This is a genomic window from Enterobacter cloacae complex sp. 2022EL-00981, from assembly GCF_028737495.1.
In the GTDB taxonomy this organism is placed as follows: Bacteria; Pseudomonadota; Gammaproteobacteria; order Enterobacterales; family Enterobacteriaceae; genus Enterobacter; species Enterobacter cloacae.
In genome coordinates this window covers 25,918-40,914 of sequence record NZ_JAQZRK010000009.1, presented here as the reverse complement: position 1 = coordinate 40,914, position 14,997 = coordinate 25,918, and the positions used below count along the sequence as shown (strand labels likewise).

12 protein-coding genes and 1 tRNA gene are annotated in these 14,997 nt (G+C 54.6%); 5 read left to right on the top strand and 8 right to left on the bottom strand.

Annotation, left to right across the window (positions count from 1 at the left end; all coding sequences use genetic code 11):
- The first annotated feature begins 7 nt into the window (after window positions 1-7).
- Window positions 8-940: a LysR family transcriptional regulator gene (locus PUZ33_RS10355; protein ID WP_058681724.1), complete on the top strand. Its 933-nt coding sequence runs from the start codon at window positions 8-10 to the stop codon at window positions 938-940.
- A gap of 95 nt (window positions 941-1,035) precedes the next feature.
- On the opposite strand, the gene PUZ33_RS10350 is transcribed toward PUZ33_RS10355, so the two are convergent.
- From PUZ33_RS10350 to nac, 4 genes are all read right to left on the bottom strand, one after another.
- Complete coding sequence (locus PUZ33_RS10350) at window positions 1,036-1,338, bottom strand: XRE family transcriptional regulator (protein ID WP_014832568.1); 303 nt, start codon at window positions 1,336-1,338, stop codon at window positions 1,036-1,038.
- Complete coding sequence (locus tag PUZ33_RS10345; protein ID WP_020687566.1) at window positions 1,322-1,696, bottom strand: type II toxin-antitoxin system RelE/ParE family toxin; 375 nt, start codon at window positions 1,694-1,696, stop codon at window positions 1,322-1,324. Before PUZ33_RS10345 ends, PUZ33_RS10350 begins: the two co-directional genes overlap by 17 nt.
- Window positions 1,697-2,054: 358 nt before the next feature.
- Window positions 2,055-3,005: an HTH-type transcriptional regulator Cbl gene (gene cbl, locus PUZ33_RS10340; RefSeq protein ID WP_047024643.1), complete on the bottom strand. Its 951-nt coding sequence runs from the start codon at window positions 3,003-3,005 to the stop codon at window positions 2,055-2,057.
- 96 nt (window positions 3,006-3,101) lie between these two features.
- Window positions 3,102-4,019, bottom strand: coding sequence for a nitrogen assimilation transcriptional regulator NAC (gene nac / locus PUZ33_RS10335; protein WP_252107682.1), 918 nt, complete (start codon window positions 4,017-4,019; stop codon window positions 3,102-3,104).
- A gap of 320 nt (window positions 4,020-4,339) precedes the next feature.
- Here nac and PUZ33_RS10330 point away from each other — a divergent pair.
- Window positions 4,340-4,415: transfer RNA gene (locus PUZ33_RS10330), tRNA-Asn, on the top strand.
- Between the two features lie 137 nt (window positions 4,416-4,552).
- On the opposite strand, the gene ldtA is transcribed toward PUZ33_RS10330, so the two are convergent.
- Genes ldtA through PUZ33_RS10315 form a run of 3 tightly spaced genes read right to left on the bottom strand, consistent with a single transcriptional unit; the run spans window position 4,553 to window position 8,673 of the window.
- Window positions 4,553-5,449, bottom strand: a complete 897-nt coding sequence (ldtA, locus tag PUZ33_RS10325; protein WP_058681725.1) for a L,D-transpeptidase — start codon at window positions 5,447-5,449, stop codon at window positions 4,553-4,555.
- Between the two features lie 51 nt (window positions 5,450-5,500).
- On the bottom strand, window positions 5,501-8,194 hold the full coding sequence (locus PUZ33_RS10320; protein WP_058681726.1) for a cation-transporting P-type ATPase: 2,694 nt from the start codon (window positions 8,192-8,194) through the stop codon (window positions 5,501-5,503).
- Window positions 8,195-8,241: 47 nt separating this feature from the next.
- Complete coding sequence (locus PUZ33_RS10315) at window positions 8,242-8,673, bottom strand: universal stress protein (RefSeq protein WP_058681727.1); 432 nt, start codon at window positions 8,671-8,673, stop codon at window positions 8,242-8,244.
- Between the two features lie 396 nt (window positions 8,674-9,069).
- Between PUZ33_RS10315 and PUZ33_RS10310 the strand changes: the two genes are divergently transcribed.
- Genes PUZ33_RS10310 through PUZ33_RS10300 form a run of 3 tightly spaced genes read left to right on the top strand, consistent with a single transcriptional unit; the run spans window position 9,070 to window position 14,179 of the window.
- Window positions 9,070-10,155 (top strand): efflux RND transporter periplasmic adaptor subunit, encoded by a 1,086-nt coding sequence (locus PUZ33_RS10310; RefSeq protein ID WP_072262764.1) that lies wholly within the window; start codon window positions 9,070-9,072, stop codon window positions 10,153-10,155.
- Window positions 10,155-13,217: an efflux RND transporter permease subunit gene (locus PUZ33_RS10305; protein WP_058681728.1), complete on the top strand. Its 3,063-nt coding sequence runs from the start codon at window positions 10,155-10,157 to the stop codon at window positions 13,215-13,217. Before PUZ33_RS10310 ends, PUZ33_RS10305 begins: the two co-directional genes overlap by 1 nt.
- Window positions 13,214-14,179, top strand: coding sequence for an acyltransferase (locus PUZ33_RS10300; RefSeq protein ID WP_058681729.1), 966 nt, complete (start codon window positions 13,214-13,216; stop codon window positions 14,177-14,179). Before PUZ33_RS10305 ends, PUZ33_RS10300 begins: the two co-directional genes overlap by 4 nt.
- Here the strand turns inward: PUZ33_RS10300 and pagP are convergent.
- Window positions 14,176-14,751 (bottom strand): lipid IV(A) palmitoyltransferase PagP, encoded by a 576-nt coding sequence (gene pagP / locus PUZ33_RS10295; RefSeq protein ID WP_014832580.1) that lies wholly within the window; start codon window positions 14,749-14,751, stop codon window positions 14,176-14,178. The genes PUZ33_RS10300 and pagP overlap by 4 nt on opposite strands.
- Window positions 14,752-14,997 lie beyond the last annotated feature (246 nt).

The window sequence follows — 14,997 nt, the reverse complement described above, 5'->3', positions numbered from 1 at the left end:
GAATGGAATGGATCGTTTCGATGCGATGCGCGCCTTTGCTCGCGTGGTAGAGGCAGGTAGCTTCACAAAGGCTGCCCAAACGCTTCATATGAGCAAAACCACGGTGACGCAGCTTATTCAGCAGCTGGAAGCGCGCCTGCGCGTCAGATTGCTCCATCGCACCACCCGCAAGCTCAGCGTCACTCCCGATGGCGCGGTCTACTACGAACGCGTCATCCGCCTGCTGGCGGACATGGAAGATGCTGAAAACAGTCTGTCCAGTGCGGCAATTACGCCCAGGGGACGGCTACGGGTGGATGTGCCCAGTCCGCTGGCCCGCCTCATCCTGGTGCCGGCGCTACCGGCTTTCCACGCACGCTACCCTGACATTCAGTTCGACATGGGCGTGAGCGACCGGGTGGTGGACCTGATTGGCGACAACGTGGATTGCGTGCTACGCGGCGGCGAGATCACCGATCAGTCCCTGATTGCACGCCATGTCGGAGATTTGCAAATCGGCGTCTACGCCGCCCCCAGTTATCTGGAACGCCTTGGCCCCCCTTCGCACCCGCGAGAACTGGAAAACACCGACCATCGCAGAGTAGGGTTCTTGTCCTCACGCACCGGTAAGATTGATCCTCTGGTACTGCGCAGTGAGAATGAACGTATTGAAATCACGGGCAGCTATGTACTGGCCGTGGATGATGGCAATGCTTACCTCGAAGCCGGGTTAGCGGGATTAGGCGTGATCGCGCTGCCAGTCTATATGGCGGCAGCGCATCAGGCTCGTGGTGCCCTGATTCCGCTTTTTGAACACTGGCGTATTGCTCCAATGCCCCTGTACCTGGCGTTTCCGCCGAACCGCCATGTCAATGCCAGACTGCGCGTTTTTATTGACTGGATCGTTGAATTGATGCAGCAGCATGTCACCAACGCCAACCGAAAGGGAATTCTGATTTAGCTTGTTTATTCGCTAGTTACTGGCTAAGGCGATCCCGGTCAGAGGAGCTAAATTTGAAAAGCCTGCTTTTCAAGCAGGCTTTTTGCTTTTGTGCCCTACAGCACAAACTCATAATGCGAACCATCCGGTAACTCAACGTCAAGCGTAAGCTTTCCACCCGCAGCCTCAACGTAGCGCTTGAGTGAAGAGAGTTTCAGATCGCGCCCGGGCTTTTCCATGACCGCGACGGTGGGCTGTCGGATGCCCAGCGCCTGCGCCATTTCAACCTGCGTTTTTTGCACCTTTTCACGTAGCTCTGCCAGATGGATATTAAGCAAAATGTCGGCAGCCATTGCCTGAGCGCTGGCAACAACATCCGATTTTTCATCCGCTATAAGCTGCTCAAGGTTTCTGCCCATCGCGTAACGTCCTCTCTTTTAATGTATTCAACCAGTGAGTGAATTCCCGGTCGGCCACCAGAAGCATTTCATCGTAAAAGCGTCTTTCGTTGCCGACCTTATTGCCGGCACAGAGCACAATGCCGGTACGGTTTGGGTCAAACGCGAAAAATGCCCGCAACGGATCGCCCTTACTCTGAATGCGCAGCTCTTTCATGTTGCTGTGACGAGAGCCTTTAAGCGTATCGGCATAGGGCCTCGACAAAGCAGGCCCCTTTTCTCGCAAAACAAGCAGTGCTGCCAGCACGCTGGCCCGATCAGTATCGTCAAGTGAACGAAACCAGCAATCGAACCTGTCCGTCGTGTTAATTGTCCACACACTCCCTCCATAAAATATAGATCACAAACTATATAGCTGTAAAGCTATAGCAGCGATTATCCTGAGAGAATGAGCGTTATTCTTGTGTTGTTACGCGAAAGCTGAAGACGTGCAGGAGTATTTCGGTGAATCCCCCATCAGGTGCTCACCGCATTGCGAGCAGTATCGTAAAAAAGAGTTCAGGACTACGTTAACGGCCGCCAGGCCGCCACTTTCTCATCCAGCCATTCGACGAAATGGGCCACCTCTGGCTTGCCTCTGTTAACGTCGATGTCACTAGCCAGTACGGTGGTCTGGACGTTTATTCAATCGATGATCCCACACGTTGTCAGCGCAGCGCTACCGGGCAAGCCAGCACCTAAATCTGATAATCAATCGCCACTTCTTCCGGCTCCATCACCTGGCGTTTGATTTCGTCAACGGACAGCCCGGCGTTACAGAGTTCGATAAAACGCCACACATAGTTGCGCTGGAGTTGTCCGCGCTTGAGGCCGAGCCATACGGTATTGGCATCGAACAGATGACGTGTATCCAGACGCACGAGGTTCCCGGTATCGCCCTCGCCGCCGGACTGTTCCGCGACCAGGCCAATGCCCAGCCCCAACTCAACGTAGGTTTTGATCACATCGGAATCCTGTGCGCTCAGCACCACATCCGGCGTTAACCCTTTGCGGTTGAATGCTTCATCGATGCGCGAACGCCCGGTAATACCCTGGCGATACGTAATCAGCGGCCATTTCGCGATCGCTTCCAGCGTTAGGGGTGAAACCTGATTCAACGGATGATCGAGCGGGAGCAACAGGCTGTGGTACCAGCGGAACCAGGGAAAGGCCACCAGCAGCGGGTCGTTGCTCAGGCGTTCACTGGCGATACCAATATCCGCCCCACCGTTTTGCAGCAGCATTTCAATTTCCTGTGGCGTGCCCTGAATAAGCTCCAGGCGAACCTCAGGGAAAATTTCACGGAACGCTTTTATCACCGGCGGCAGGCTGTAACGTGCCTGAGTATGGGTAGTGGCGATGGTGAGCACGCCGGAGGCGTCATTGGTAAAGAGATCCGCCAGGCGACGAACATTGCTGGCCTCGTTGAGGATCCGCTCAGCGATGGTCAGCAATGCTTTACCTGGCTCCGTCATCCCAAGCAGGCGCTTGCCGCGACGGATAAAAATCTCAATGCCAAGCTCCTCTTCCAGCTCGCGAATATGGCGGCTGACACCCGACTGGGAGGTGTAAAGCATATTGGCGACTTCGGTCAGGTTATAGTCCCGCCTGGCCGCCTCACGGATAATTTTAAGTTGCTGGAAATTCACGATTCACTCCGGCGCATCTGACATAGCTCTATTGTTAGAGTCAGCTGAGCTGCAGAACAAATAATAAAAACCAGCATCTTATGCTTTTATGGAATATTAACTCACGAGCTGCAGTTCTCGATTCTCCAGCGATGGCTTACTGACCAGCGACTTCAAAATTTCTTTCACCGCCTGCGCCTGTGGCGACAGCGAGCCGCGGGCGGACATGTTCAGCGACAGCGGCAGGCTCATCGAAGGCGTGGTGATGCGTGCCATCCAGCCATTTGCTGCGCTGCAGAGCGAGCGCGCGGCGGATTCCGGCAGCACCGTGACGCCCATCCCGCTGGCAATCGCCGCAGTCAGCGTGGAGATGGAGTCAATTTCACCGATGATTTTCGCCGTCAGGCGGCGCAGGGAAAACGCTTCGTCCACGCGTACGCGCACGGCGCTGTAATCACGCGGCAGGAAAAGATTCATCTCTGCAACCGCAGTGAGATCAACGCTCTGCCCCGGACAATCGCGGGTGCCCACGAGATACAGATCTTCTTTCAGCAGCGGCTGGCTGGTGATCCCCGCAACCGGAGAGCGATCGTAAAGCACCGCCATATCCAGCTGGCCATTGAGCAGCTTGTCATTCAGGACAGAGCCGCTGTTCTCGTGCAGATAGACCAGCACTTCCGGCAACTCAGCGCGCACCGCCTGCAGCAGTGGCATGGTGATGGAGGACGCTGCGGTCCCCGGTGCCAGCCCGATGGAAACGTGTCCGCTCAGCGTCTGGCCAACATTATTTACCGCCAGCTGCGCCTGTTCGCACTGACGAAGAATGGTGCGCGCGTGGGTATACAGGATCTTGCCTGCTTCCGTTGGGGTCACGCCGCGTTTGGTGCGGATCAACAGCTGCTGATCCATTTCGCCTTCCAGAGTAGCCACCTGCTGGCTCAGCGCAGGCTGCGCGATATGCAGCACTTCCGCCGCTTGAGTCAGGCTGCCGATATCGACGATTTTTACGAAGTATTTCAGTCGTCTTAAGTTCATTTTGCCCCCTGTTCGAAATGCTGTGCCGGTACTGGCTGTTGTTGTTGAACAGGTTTTGCAATATGAATGCCAGTTTTACCAGCAGGTCAGATTTGTTCGCTAAGCGCCTGAAAATAAGGAAACCTAATCATAGACGCCGGATTTATTACTGAAACAGCGGTTTATGATCTGCCCCATAAGAGGTATATCCGCACCACAACGGTGCATTACGTTGGCAAAATCGCCACTTTGCTGAAATTGTCAGCAAACAGACGCAAAGCGTGGTTTCACCCTTTGACAAGGCGTACGCAGGTCGTTACTATGCGCCCCGTTCACACGATTCCTCTGTAGTTCAGTCGGTAGAACGGCGGACTGTTAATCCGTATGTCACTGGTTCGAGTCCAGTCAGAGGAGCCAAATTTGAAAAGCCTGCTTTTAAAGCAGGCTTTTTGCTTTTGTGCAGCAGGTAAAAACTGCCCGGTGGCGCTGCGCTTACCGGGCCTACGGACGAGTAGGCCGGGTAAGGCGAAGCCGCCACCCGGCAAAAAGTAGCGTCACATGCCAAGCTTAACCGGCATCCCGGATCGACGTTCCAGCTCAGCGCCCGCCCCCTCGTTTATTAGCTGTGCCCGCAACGCGGGGGTAATCGGCAGCGGCACCTTATTGGTTGATTCAAATTCTGCGCGGTTACGCGACAGCGGTTCGTGCACTTCCACCCAGCGGCTGCCGTCCGGCTCCGTTGTCACTTTTACGGGCTGATCGATAAGCTGCACGCGCGTGCCTGTCGGCACATTGTCGAAAAGGTATTTGATATCGTGATTACGCAGGCGAATGCAGCCCTGACTGACGCGCAGACCGATGCCGAAATTCGAGTTAGTACCGTGAATGGCATAAAGCCTGCCAATATAGATCGCGTACAACCCCATCGGGTTATCCGGCCCGGCGGGTACGAATGCGGGCAGCGTTTTCCCCTCTTTCGCATATTCACGCCGGGTGTTTGGCGTGGGCGACCAGGTTGGCCCTTCCTGCTTGCGCTCGACGGCTGTCACCCAGTTGCGTGGCGTTTCGCGCCCGGCCTGGCCAATACCAATGGGAAACACCTCAACGGTATTGCTGCCTGGCGGATAATAGTAAAGGCGCATTTCCGCCACGTTCACCACAATGCCTTTGCGCACCGTATCGGGAAGAATGAGCTGCTGAGGTACCACCAGTCGGGTCCCGGATTGCGGTAAAAACGGGTCAACACCCGGGTTCGCCTCCAGCATGTTACTCAGCCCCTGCCCGTATTGCGCGGCAAACGCTTCGAGCGGCAAGGTGTTCCCCTGTGGAACGGTAACAGTTATGGGTTCCCCCACCAGACGGCCACCATCAGAGGGTAATGGATAGGTTACGGCAAAGGCCCCCGGAACAACGGCGCAAAGCGTAAGAACGAACGAGGCGAATCGAATCATAATGTCCTGTGTTCAAGCCTGCCGTCAGGCAGGCTGTTTGAGTTAATGCGATTACGCCACCGTTTTACGCCACCTGCGCGTTAGCGGTTTTTCCACTTCGACAATCAGGAACATCGCAAAGCCAATCAGGAACGTGATGACCCAGTAGCGGAACGGCAGAGCTTCGGTACCGAACAGCGTCTGCATGAAAGGCGCGTAGATAATAAGCAACTGTAGCACCAGTAATACACCGCTCACCACCCAAATACCTTTATTTGCCAGTAAGCCTTTGCTCAGGGAAAAACCGTCCGACACGCGGCAGTTAAGCATATAGAACCACTGCGCCGTCACCAGCATTTGCAGCAACACTGTACGGATAAACTCCGGTGAATAACCACGCGGCTGTAACCAGGCTTCCAGCACAAAGGCACTGATGGCAATCATCAGGCCAACGAAGACCACTCGCCAGATGGCAAAGCCGTCCATCACATGCAAATTTGGTTTACGCGGCGGACGGTTCATAATGTCCTTTTCACCTGCCTCAAACGCCAGCCCAAAGGAGAGCGTTGCCGATGTCGCCATGTTCATCCACAGGATCAGCACGGGCGTTAATGGGATCAGATTCCCTGCCAACAGAGCGATGATGATGAGCAATGCCTGGGCGATGTTGCTGGGAATAATGAACAGAATGGTCTTTTTCAGATTATCATAAACGCGACGCCCTTCGTTTACGGCCCTGGCAATGGTGGCAAAGTTGTCATCCGTGAGCACCATGTCAGCGGCCTCCTTGGTGACTTCCGTGCCCTTAATCCCCATCGCAATACCCACATCCGCGCGCTTGAGCGCAGGGGCATCGTTCACGCCGTCTCCGGTCATCCCCACCACCTCCTGCTTGCTTTGCAGGGCTTGTACCAGACGGAATTTATCTTCCGGGCTGGTTCGGGCAAAGATATCGTATTGTTGAGCAGCCTCGCTCAGCTGCCGGTCATCCATAGCCTCAAGCTCACGACCCGTAATGGCGCTTGCCGCATTACCTATACCCAGCATTTGGCCAATGCTCATCGCCGTTTGCGGGTGATCCCCGGTGATCATCTTCACGCGAATACCGGCCTGCAGGCAGTCGGCAATGGCGGTTATCGCCTCGGGACGCGGTGGATCCATCATACCGGCAATTCCGAGCAGAATGACGCCCTCCTGCAAGTCTGAGTGATCCAGTTCGCGTTGCCCGCTGACGGCAGGCTTCCAGGCAGCGGCCACCATACGCAACCCCTCCCGGGCATACTCTTCAATTTTGCCTTCCCAGTAAGACTGATCAAAAGGCTGCAACCCGGTGTTGGTCTGCTGGAACTGGCACAGGCGGAAAAGGACGTCCGGCGCACCGGTGATGAGGATCACCTCCTCATCGCCCAGGCGATAGAGTGTAGACATGTATTTATATTGCGAATCAAAGGGGATTTTACTGCGCATTTCGGTGTTAAGCGGCGGGAGCGGGATTTTCGCCGCCAGCACCTTCAGCGCGCCCTCTGTCGGTCCACCTGTGATTTTCCACAGTCCCTGCTCGTCTTTGATCAATTGACTGTCATTGCAGAGGTCAATGGTACGCAGATAGCGTTCCAGCAGGGAGCCCTGCATGACGCTGACGGGTGTTGGGTCGTCAACGGGATGAATATTACCCACCGGCTCGTAACTGTCCCCCTCCACGCGATAGGTGGTGTCAGCGGTAATCAATGCTTTGACCGTCATTTCGTTCATGGTCAGGGTACCGGTTTTATCCGAGCAGATAACCGTCATCGCGCCCAGCGTTTCCACCGTCGGCAGCTTACGAATAATGGCCTTGCGACGCGCCATAGCCTGTACGCCAAGCGAGAGAATGATGGAAATGATGGCCGGCAGGCCTTCCGGTACCGCCGCAACAGCAAGGCTGATAAGCGACAGCACCAACTCGGAAACCGCCATATCACGGAAAAGCAAACTAAAGACAAAAAGCGCCACCATCATCACCAGGATGGTGATGAAGATGGTCTTTCCGAGCTTATCCATTTGTACCATCAGCGGCGTACGATGCTTTTCAATGTCGGACATCATCTGATTAATATGGCCAAGCTCTGTCTCGCCACCGGTCGCCACGACTACCCCTTTGCCACCGCCGGAACTGACGGTGGTGCCTGAATAGAGCAAGTTATACCGGTCACCTAAAGGGAGTTCTCCGGTTAACGCATCGCTGTTTTTCTCAACTACGGTGGATTCACCGGTCAGGATGGCCTCCTCCACGCGAAGGTTATGCGCTTCGATCACGCGCAGATCCGCGGGGATACGATCCCCGGCGCGGATCACCACAATGTCGCCCGGCACCAGCGCTGTAGTAGGGATCGTTTCATGATTGCCCTGTCGAATCACCACGGCTTCGCTGGAGAGCATATTGCGAATACTTTGCAGCGATTTTTCAGCATTGCTCTCCTGAATATGACCAATCAACGCGTTAATAACAGCCACGCCGAGGATCACAAACATGTCGACCCAATGCCCCATAATGAGCTTGAGTAACGCTGCTACCAGCAGCACGTAAATCAGTACATCGTTAAAATGGGCCAGGAAATTCAGCCACGCGGGTTTACCCTTTTTCTGTGGTAACGCATTCTCACCATACTGCTGGAGTCGGGCGGATGCCTCAGTGCTGCTCAGTCCCTCCGCAGTGGAGTCGACATTAGCCAGGGTGTCGTCAACAGTTTGTTGATAATACGGACGATCAGATTTTCCTGTTTTCATCGTTCCTTCCTCAGGTTCTTTTCAGAAATCACCTTGCTTTTATGCTATTAACGAATAACGAAAACAGGAACATGTGCATAACGAACAATACTTGCCGCCTCTGACCCTAACAAATGGGTTTGAATATTGGGGTTGCGGGAGCCGACAATAATTGCCCCGACGGCAAGTTCATCTGCCAGCTTAATAACTTCATCACGTACATTCCCACTCCGAACATGAAGATGAACGTGTTCTTCAGGCAGATTCAGTTTTTTGACCAGGGCAGACAGCTTTTCTTTCGAATTATTAATCATATATTCATCCATTTTGCGCGCATCTGAAATAAAACCACGCGTCAGTTCGGCTGAAAATTTGGGCATGACGTGCAGCAAATGAATGTCACCCGATGCGCTTTGCGCCAGAAAATGAGCGTGCTCTAGCGCTTTGTCTGCCAGACTTGTCTCGTAGACATCCACCGGAACCAGAATGTTTTTATACATATCGTGCATCCTTTTTGTAACTAATATGATAGTGGCTGGAGCAAAAAAAGCATTAAATGCAGGGACTTGCTCTTAATGCTCGTTACAGGGAAAAGAGATGAATGATATTAAACGTAGCACAGGAATATCAGGATTAACGTGCCCCCACTGATAATGGTTATTTAACATTTATCTTTTCTCCAACTATGCTCATTGAAAGACGCTGCTTACGGCTCATGGAGGAATGAATGTACGGTTTAAGCCTTTTTCGTCTAGGTTTGTTTATCGCGCTTGCCATTATTGCCAGCACGGCAATTGGCCTATTTACCTATATGGTCGTCACTGTTCTGGCAGAATAGTGTCACCCCCTGCCCTTCTTACGGAATAAATAAAACAGTTATTTATTAGGGGAATACAGTGAACCGCTACCTCTCTCTTTTACCGTTCGTTATGTTAACGCTCACGGCGTGCGACCCGAAACCCAGGCAAGATGCTCCCCTGCCGCGCATGGTAAAAGTGGCGGAGGTGGCTGTTCCCGGTCATGCCCGGCAGCGCGTCTTTCCCGCCCGTATTGAATCAGGTGATGCGACCGACCTCTCCTTCAAGCGCGCGGGTCAAATCGAAGCACTGGATATACGCCAGGGCGCAACCATCAAGCAGGGGCAACAGCTAGCCAGATTAAACGCCCGTGAAGCGCAGCAGCGGGTTAACGACAGACAAACGGCGGCGACGCTGGCCCTGCGGCAGTTCGATCGCTTCCAGACGCTGGCAGGCCGCCAGGCTATCTCGAAAGCAGAAATGGACATACAGCGCGCGAACCGCGATTCGGCGAATGCGGCGCTGCAGATTGCCCGTGAAGAGCTGAATCAGATGACGCTCGTCGCCCCCTTTAGCGGAACAGTGGCCAGCGTGCATGTGCGAAAGCATCAGGTGGTATCGGCCGGTCAGCCCATTGCGACCCTGACCCGCACCGACCTGCTGGACGTGGTGTTTAGTCTTCCTGAGAACCTGTTTAAGACCTTTGATATCCGTAACGCGCAATATCGTCCCGTGGTAAGAATTAACGCCTTCCCGGATCGGGAGTTTACCGCTGTCTACAAAGAGCACTCAGGCAGTAGCGACAGTAACACCCTGACCTGGCAGGTGATACTCACCATGCCGCGCCCGGAGGATTTTCCCGTGGTGGGAGGCGTAAGCGGTACGGTTACCATCAATTTAACCAATCTCCCGGCCGGTGCGGGCCCTCAGGCGCTGGTTGTACCGGTTGAGGCGGTCTTTAACCCGAATAATAGCCCGCGCAATGAGCCGCACGTCTGGGTCGTGGCGGGAGAAGGGGATGCGCTCCATCTTGAAGACCGCAAGGTCAGCGTGGGGCAAGTAACCACTGAGGGCGTGATAATCACCCGAGGGCTTAAAGCAGGCGAGCGTGTCGTGGCAGCTGGCGTGGGTGAACTTCATGCTAATCAGCCGGTACGTATCTGGACGCGTGAACGGGGACTGTAATGGATATCTCTCGCCAGTTTATCAATAACCCCATTCGCGTCTGGCTGACGATCCTGCTGCTGGGCGTGGGCGGCATTTTCGCCCTGCTGAACATTGGCAGGCTGGAAGATCCCGCCTTTACAATAAAAACCGCGGTGGTGATCACCCACTATCCCGGCGCCTCCGCTCAGCAGGTTGAAGAGGAGGTCACGCTACCGCTGGAGAATGCCCTTCAGCAGCTGCCCTATCTGGACAACGTGAGCTCCATCTCTTCCAACGGCCTGTCGCAAATCACCGTGAACATTGCCTCACGTTATCATTCGAACGAACTGCCGCAGATCTGGGATGAACTGCGCCGTCGCGTGGGCGATGCTTCGCGCCAGTTCCCGCCCGGCGTCGTGACGCCCTTCGTGAATGATGATTTTGGCGATGTGTTCGGCTTTTTCTTCGCGATTTCCGGGGATGAATTCAGCAATCCTGAACTGGTGAGATATGCCGAGCAGCTGCGGCGCGAACTGATTCTGGTCCCCGGCGTCGGTAAGGTTGCCATCGGCGGGGCCATCAGCCAGCAGGTCAATATCGATATATCCCTGACCAAAATGGCGGCCCGCGGCATCACGCTGAACCAGCTTTCCGCCCTGCTCAGCAGACTTAACGTCGTTTCCAGCGCCGGAGAAATCACCTCGGGAACGGAATCCATTCGCCTTCATCCAACTGGTGAGTTCGAAAATCTTGATGAGCTCGCGGATCTTATCATTACCCCTTCCGGTACCGGGGCGGCGACCCGTCTGCGGGATATCGCCACGCTGTCGCGCGGGCTGAACGAATCGCCCGCCAGTATCTATCATGCCAACGGCAGGAAAGCCGTCACCATGGGCGTCTCGTTTATTCCCGGCGTGAACGTGATCGACGTGGGACACGCGCTGGAGGCAAAGCTCAACCAGATGTCAGCGGAAAAACCGGCAGGGATACACATCGACCTGTTCTACGATCAGGCCGCCGAAGTGGGGCACTCTGTAAATGGTTTTATCATTAACTTCCTGATGGCGCTGGCGATTGTTATCGGCGTGCTGCTGATCTTTATGGGTGTCCGCAGCGGGATCATCATCGCGTTTTCCCTCGCACTTAACGTGCTGGGCACGCTGCTCATCATGTATCTGTGGGGTATTGAGCTGCAGCGCATCTCGCTCGGCGCGCTGATTATCGCCCTCAGTATGCTGGTGGATAATGCCATCGTGATCGTTGAAGGGGTGCTGATTGCGCGTCAGCAAGGTTCCCCGCTGTTAACCGCCATTAACTACATCATCCGTCGTTCCGCCCTGCCGCTGCTGGGGGCGACGGTGATCGCCATCCTCGCGTTTGCGCCTATCGGGCTGTCCCAGGACTCTACCGGGGAATACTGTAAATCCCTGTTCCAGGTACTGCTGATTTCCCTGATGCTGAGCTGGTTCTCAGCGCTCACCATCACGCCGGTGCTGATCACATGGTGGTTGTTTAAAAACGACAGCGCGCCGGAAAAAAGTGACGAGACAGACCCTTACGACAAACGCCTCTATCGACTTTACCGGCGCCTGCTTAACGCGCTGCTGCACCGGAAAGCGCCGACGCTCATCGTGATGGCTGCGCTGCTGGCAGCGTCAGTCTGGGGTTTTGGTGCCGTGCGGCAAAACTTCTTCCCGTCGTCAAATACGCCCATTTTCTTTGTCGACCTCTGGCTACCCTACGGCACCGATATTAAATGGACCGAGAAAATGACCGGCGATATCGAGAAAACCATCAACGGCCAGCCCGGCGTGGAAACCACCGTCTCAACCATCGGTCAGGGCAGCATGCGGTTTATTCTGACCTACAGCGGACAGCGGCAGTACAGCAACTATGCCCAAATCATGGTAAGAATGGATGACCAGCGCAACATCTCCGCATTGACGCGCCACGTCGATGAGTACATTGCGCGAAACTATCCGCAGGTAAACGCCAGCACCAAACGGGTAATGTTTGGTCCCTCTGGCGACAGCGCCATTGAGGTGCGCATCAAGGGCCCCGATCCTGACAGGTTGCGTCTGATTGCCAGCCAGGTGGACGAGATCCTGGCGCGCGACCCGGCCACGGCAAGCGTGAGAAACGACTGGCAAAACCGCAGCAAGGTGCTCCGTCCGCAGTACGTCGCCGCACTGGGACGCGAGCTTGGCGTGGATAAGCAGGACGTCGACAACGCGCTGGAGATGAATTTCTCCGGCAGCCGGGCGGGATTATATCGGGAAGGCAGTGACCTGCTTCCGGTCGTGGTACGCCCGCCGGAACGCGAACGGCTGGACGCGAATCACCTGAACAACGTGCTGGTATGGAGTCAGACCCGGCAGCAGTATATCCCGCTGAGTAATGTCGTCAGCCGCTTCTCGCTGGAATGGGAAGATCCGCTGATTTTGCGACGCGACCGCTCGCGGGTGCTGACCGTTCAGACCGACCCCGATCCGCTTAGCCAGCAAACGTCAGGCGATATTCTCGCCCGGGTGAAGCCGCGCATTGACGCCCTCGCCCTGCCCCACGGCTACAGCATTGAGTGGGGAGGCGATGCGGAAAACTCCAGCGAAGCACAACAGGGGATCTTTACCACGCTGCCGATCGGGTTCCTGGTGATGTTTGTCATCACCGTTTTGATGTTCAGCTCGGTGAAAAACGCCGTTGCCATATGGCTGACCGTGCCGCTGGCGCTGATTGGCGTCACGCCGGGATTCTTGATCACTGGTATTCCGTTCGGCTTTATGGCGCTGATTGGCCTGCTGAGCCTGAGCGGGATGCTGATCCGCAACGGCATTGTGCTGGTGGAAGAGATCGAGCAGCAGAAAGCGCATAAAGGTCAGCACGAGGCGATTGTTTATGCTGCCACCTCGCGCCTGCGCCCCATTCTGCTCACCGCATTCACCACCGTACTGGGCCTGGCTCCGCTGCTGCTGGACGTTTTCTTCCAGAGCATGGCCGTTGTGATTATGTTTGGACTGGGGTTTGCTACAATCCTGACGCTGCTGGTACTTCCCGTAATTTACGCGTGCTTCCATCGTAAGGACAAAGCGGAACAACAATGAATGCGACAGGCCTGAACATTATCAAGACGCTGGGCTGTATGACGGCGGTAACCTTTTTCACCATCTACAATACGTGGGATCATTATGATTATGACTATCACTGGATCCTGGGGTTTTTAACCTTTATCTCGACCATCGCCACGCCGCTGTTTTTTGTGGTCGCGGGCTACCTCGACGGCCAGTCCCGGCACGGCACCCGCTGGCAACTGGGCAAAATTAAAAGCCTGGTGATTGTCTTTCTGTTCTGGATAACGATCTATTACCTGTGGGAGCCGTATCAACGCGGGTATTTAATTCAGCCGTGGTTCGTGTTTGCGTTTGTGGTTATTTACAGCTTCCACCCGGTGGTGGAGTGGCTTAGCCAGCGGCGCGCGTTGTTCTGCGGCGTAATTGCCTGTCTGCTGCTCTTCTCCTACGGGTATGATTTACTTTCAGCGCTCTATCCCGACGTCCACCTCCTTTCCCTTTCGCCCCAGTACCGCCTGTGGACGTGGTTACTGTTTTACCTGACGGGGCAGCTTTTCTGCGATCCCAACATCTCCGGGTGGATTAGCCGCAAGAATGTGGTCAGGACGGCGGTAATCGCCATCCCGTTTATTTATCTCTTCACCTGGTTTTACGAGCGCCACTTCTTTTTTGCCCTGTTCAAGGCCGACAGAAACGCCTTTATTCTTACAGGTTCGCAAATCTACATTCTGATTATTGCGCTGGTGATTGCGGCGAATGGCGTGCGCTTTCGCCGCAATGCTGAGTTTAAAGAGTCGGTCCTGGCCGCCATCAGCAAAACGATGACCGGCGTGTACATTGTTCACTACTCGGTGTTTCACCTGCTGACGGCGCTGATACCGGTGACGTCTCTCGGCATGAAGCTGACGCTAATCGTCCTCACTTTCATCACCTCAGTACTGTTTTCCATGCTGATACTGTCTAACACCGTGGCAAAAAAGGTGATCACCCTTTAAAAGCCGAGACGCAGCCAGGCAAAGAGCACGTTACCGTTGTTATAGGTTCCAGGAATATAGGTGAACTGGACGGTAACGCGCTTATACCCCGCAGAGAACAGCGGGAAGATAAACGGCAGGGGCACATAGTTAGCAAAATCATCGCGCGCCGTGATGCCCGCTGCGGCACCGAGCCCAAGCCGGAAGTCCTGGGCATTATCCAGGTACCAGCCCTTCTCCCAGCCGTAGCCCATCGCGGGTTGCCATTCATTGTGCGAATCTTTGAACATCATGGCGAAGAGCGCGCTCCAGTTGCCCTCTTCGTTATAGCGGGACACGCCCAGTCCCCCGCCCCACGGCATTTCGTTATAATTGTCGGTTTTTTCTTTGTCGTACATAAAACGGGCGTGCCAGCTCAGAAACGGAAGGTAAAGATCGTATCGCTCTGGTTGATGCCAGGTCTGGGAAATATCCTCCGTCAGCGCATTCCACCAGCGGCTGATACGCTGCTCACCATAAACGCCGGGTTCCGCATGAAGCGGGAAAATAAATACAAACAGTGCCATCCAAAGTGCTGGAAAGAGGCGTTGCATAGATATTTCCTCAGCTTAAGTCACACAGTATCTCTAATACTTTAAACCATTCAGCACGAACCGGTGCCAAACAGACCGATTTATATTGCGGCCCGTGCAGATGAAATTTTTTTATTCAGCACTCTCAGGAAGGATAAAAACGTTTTCTCATGTCCCCTGTCGCGGTAGTCTCATACCTTCCGCCAATAACGCGGCGGCTATGTGAGTAACCTTTTCTTATACCAATAAATAAAAAATCAGTGCAGA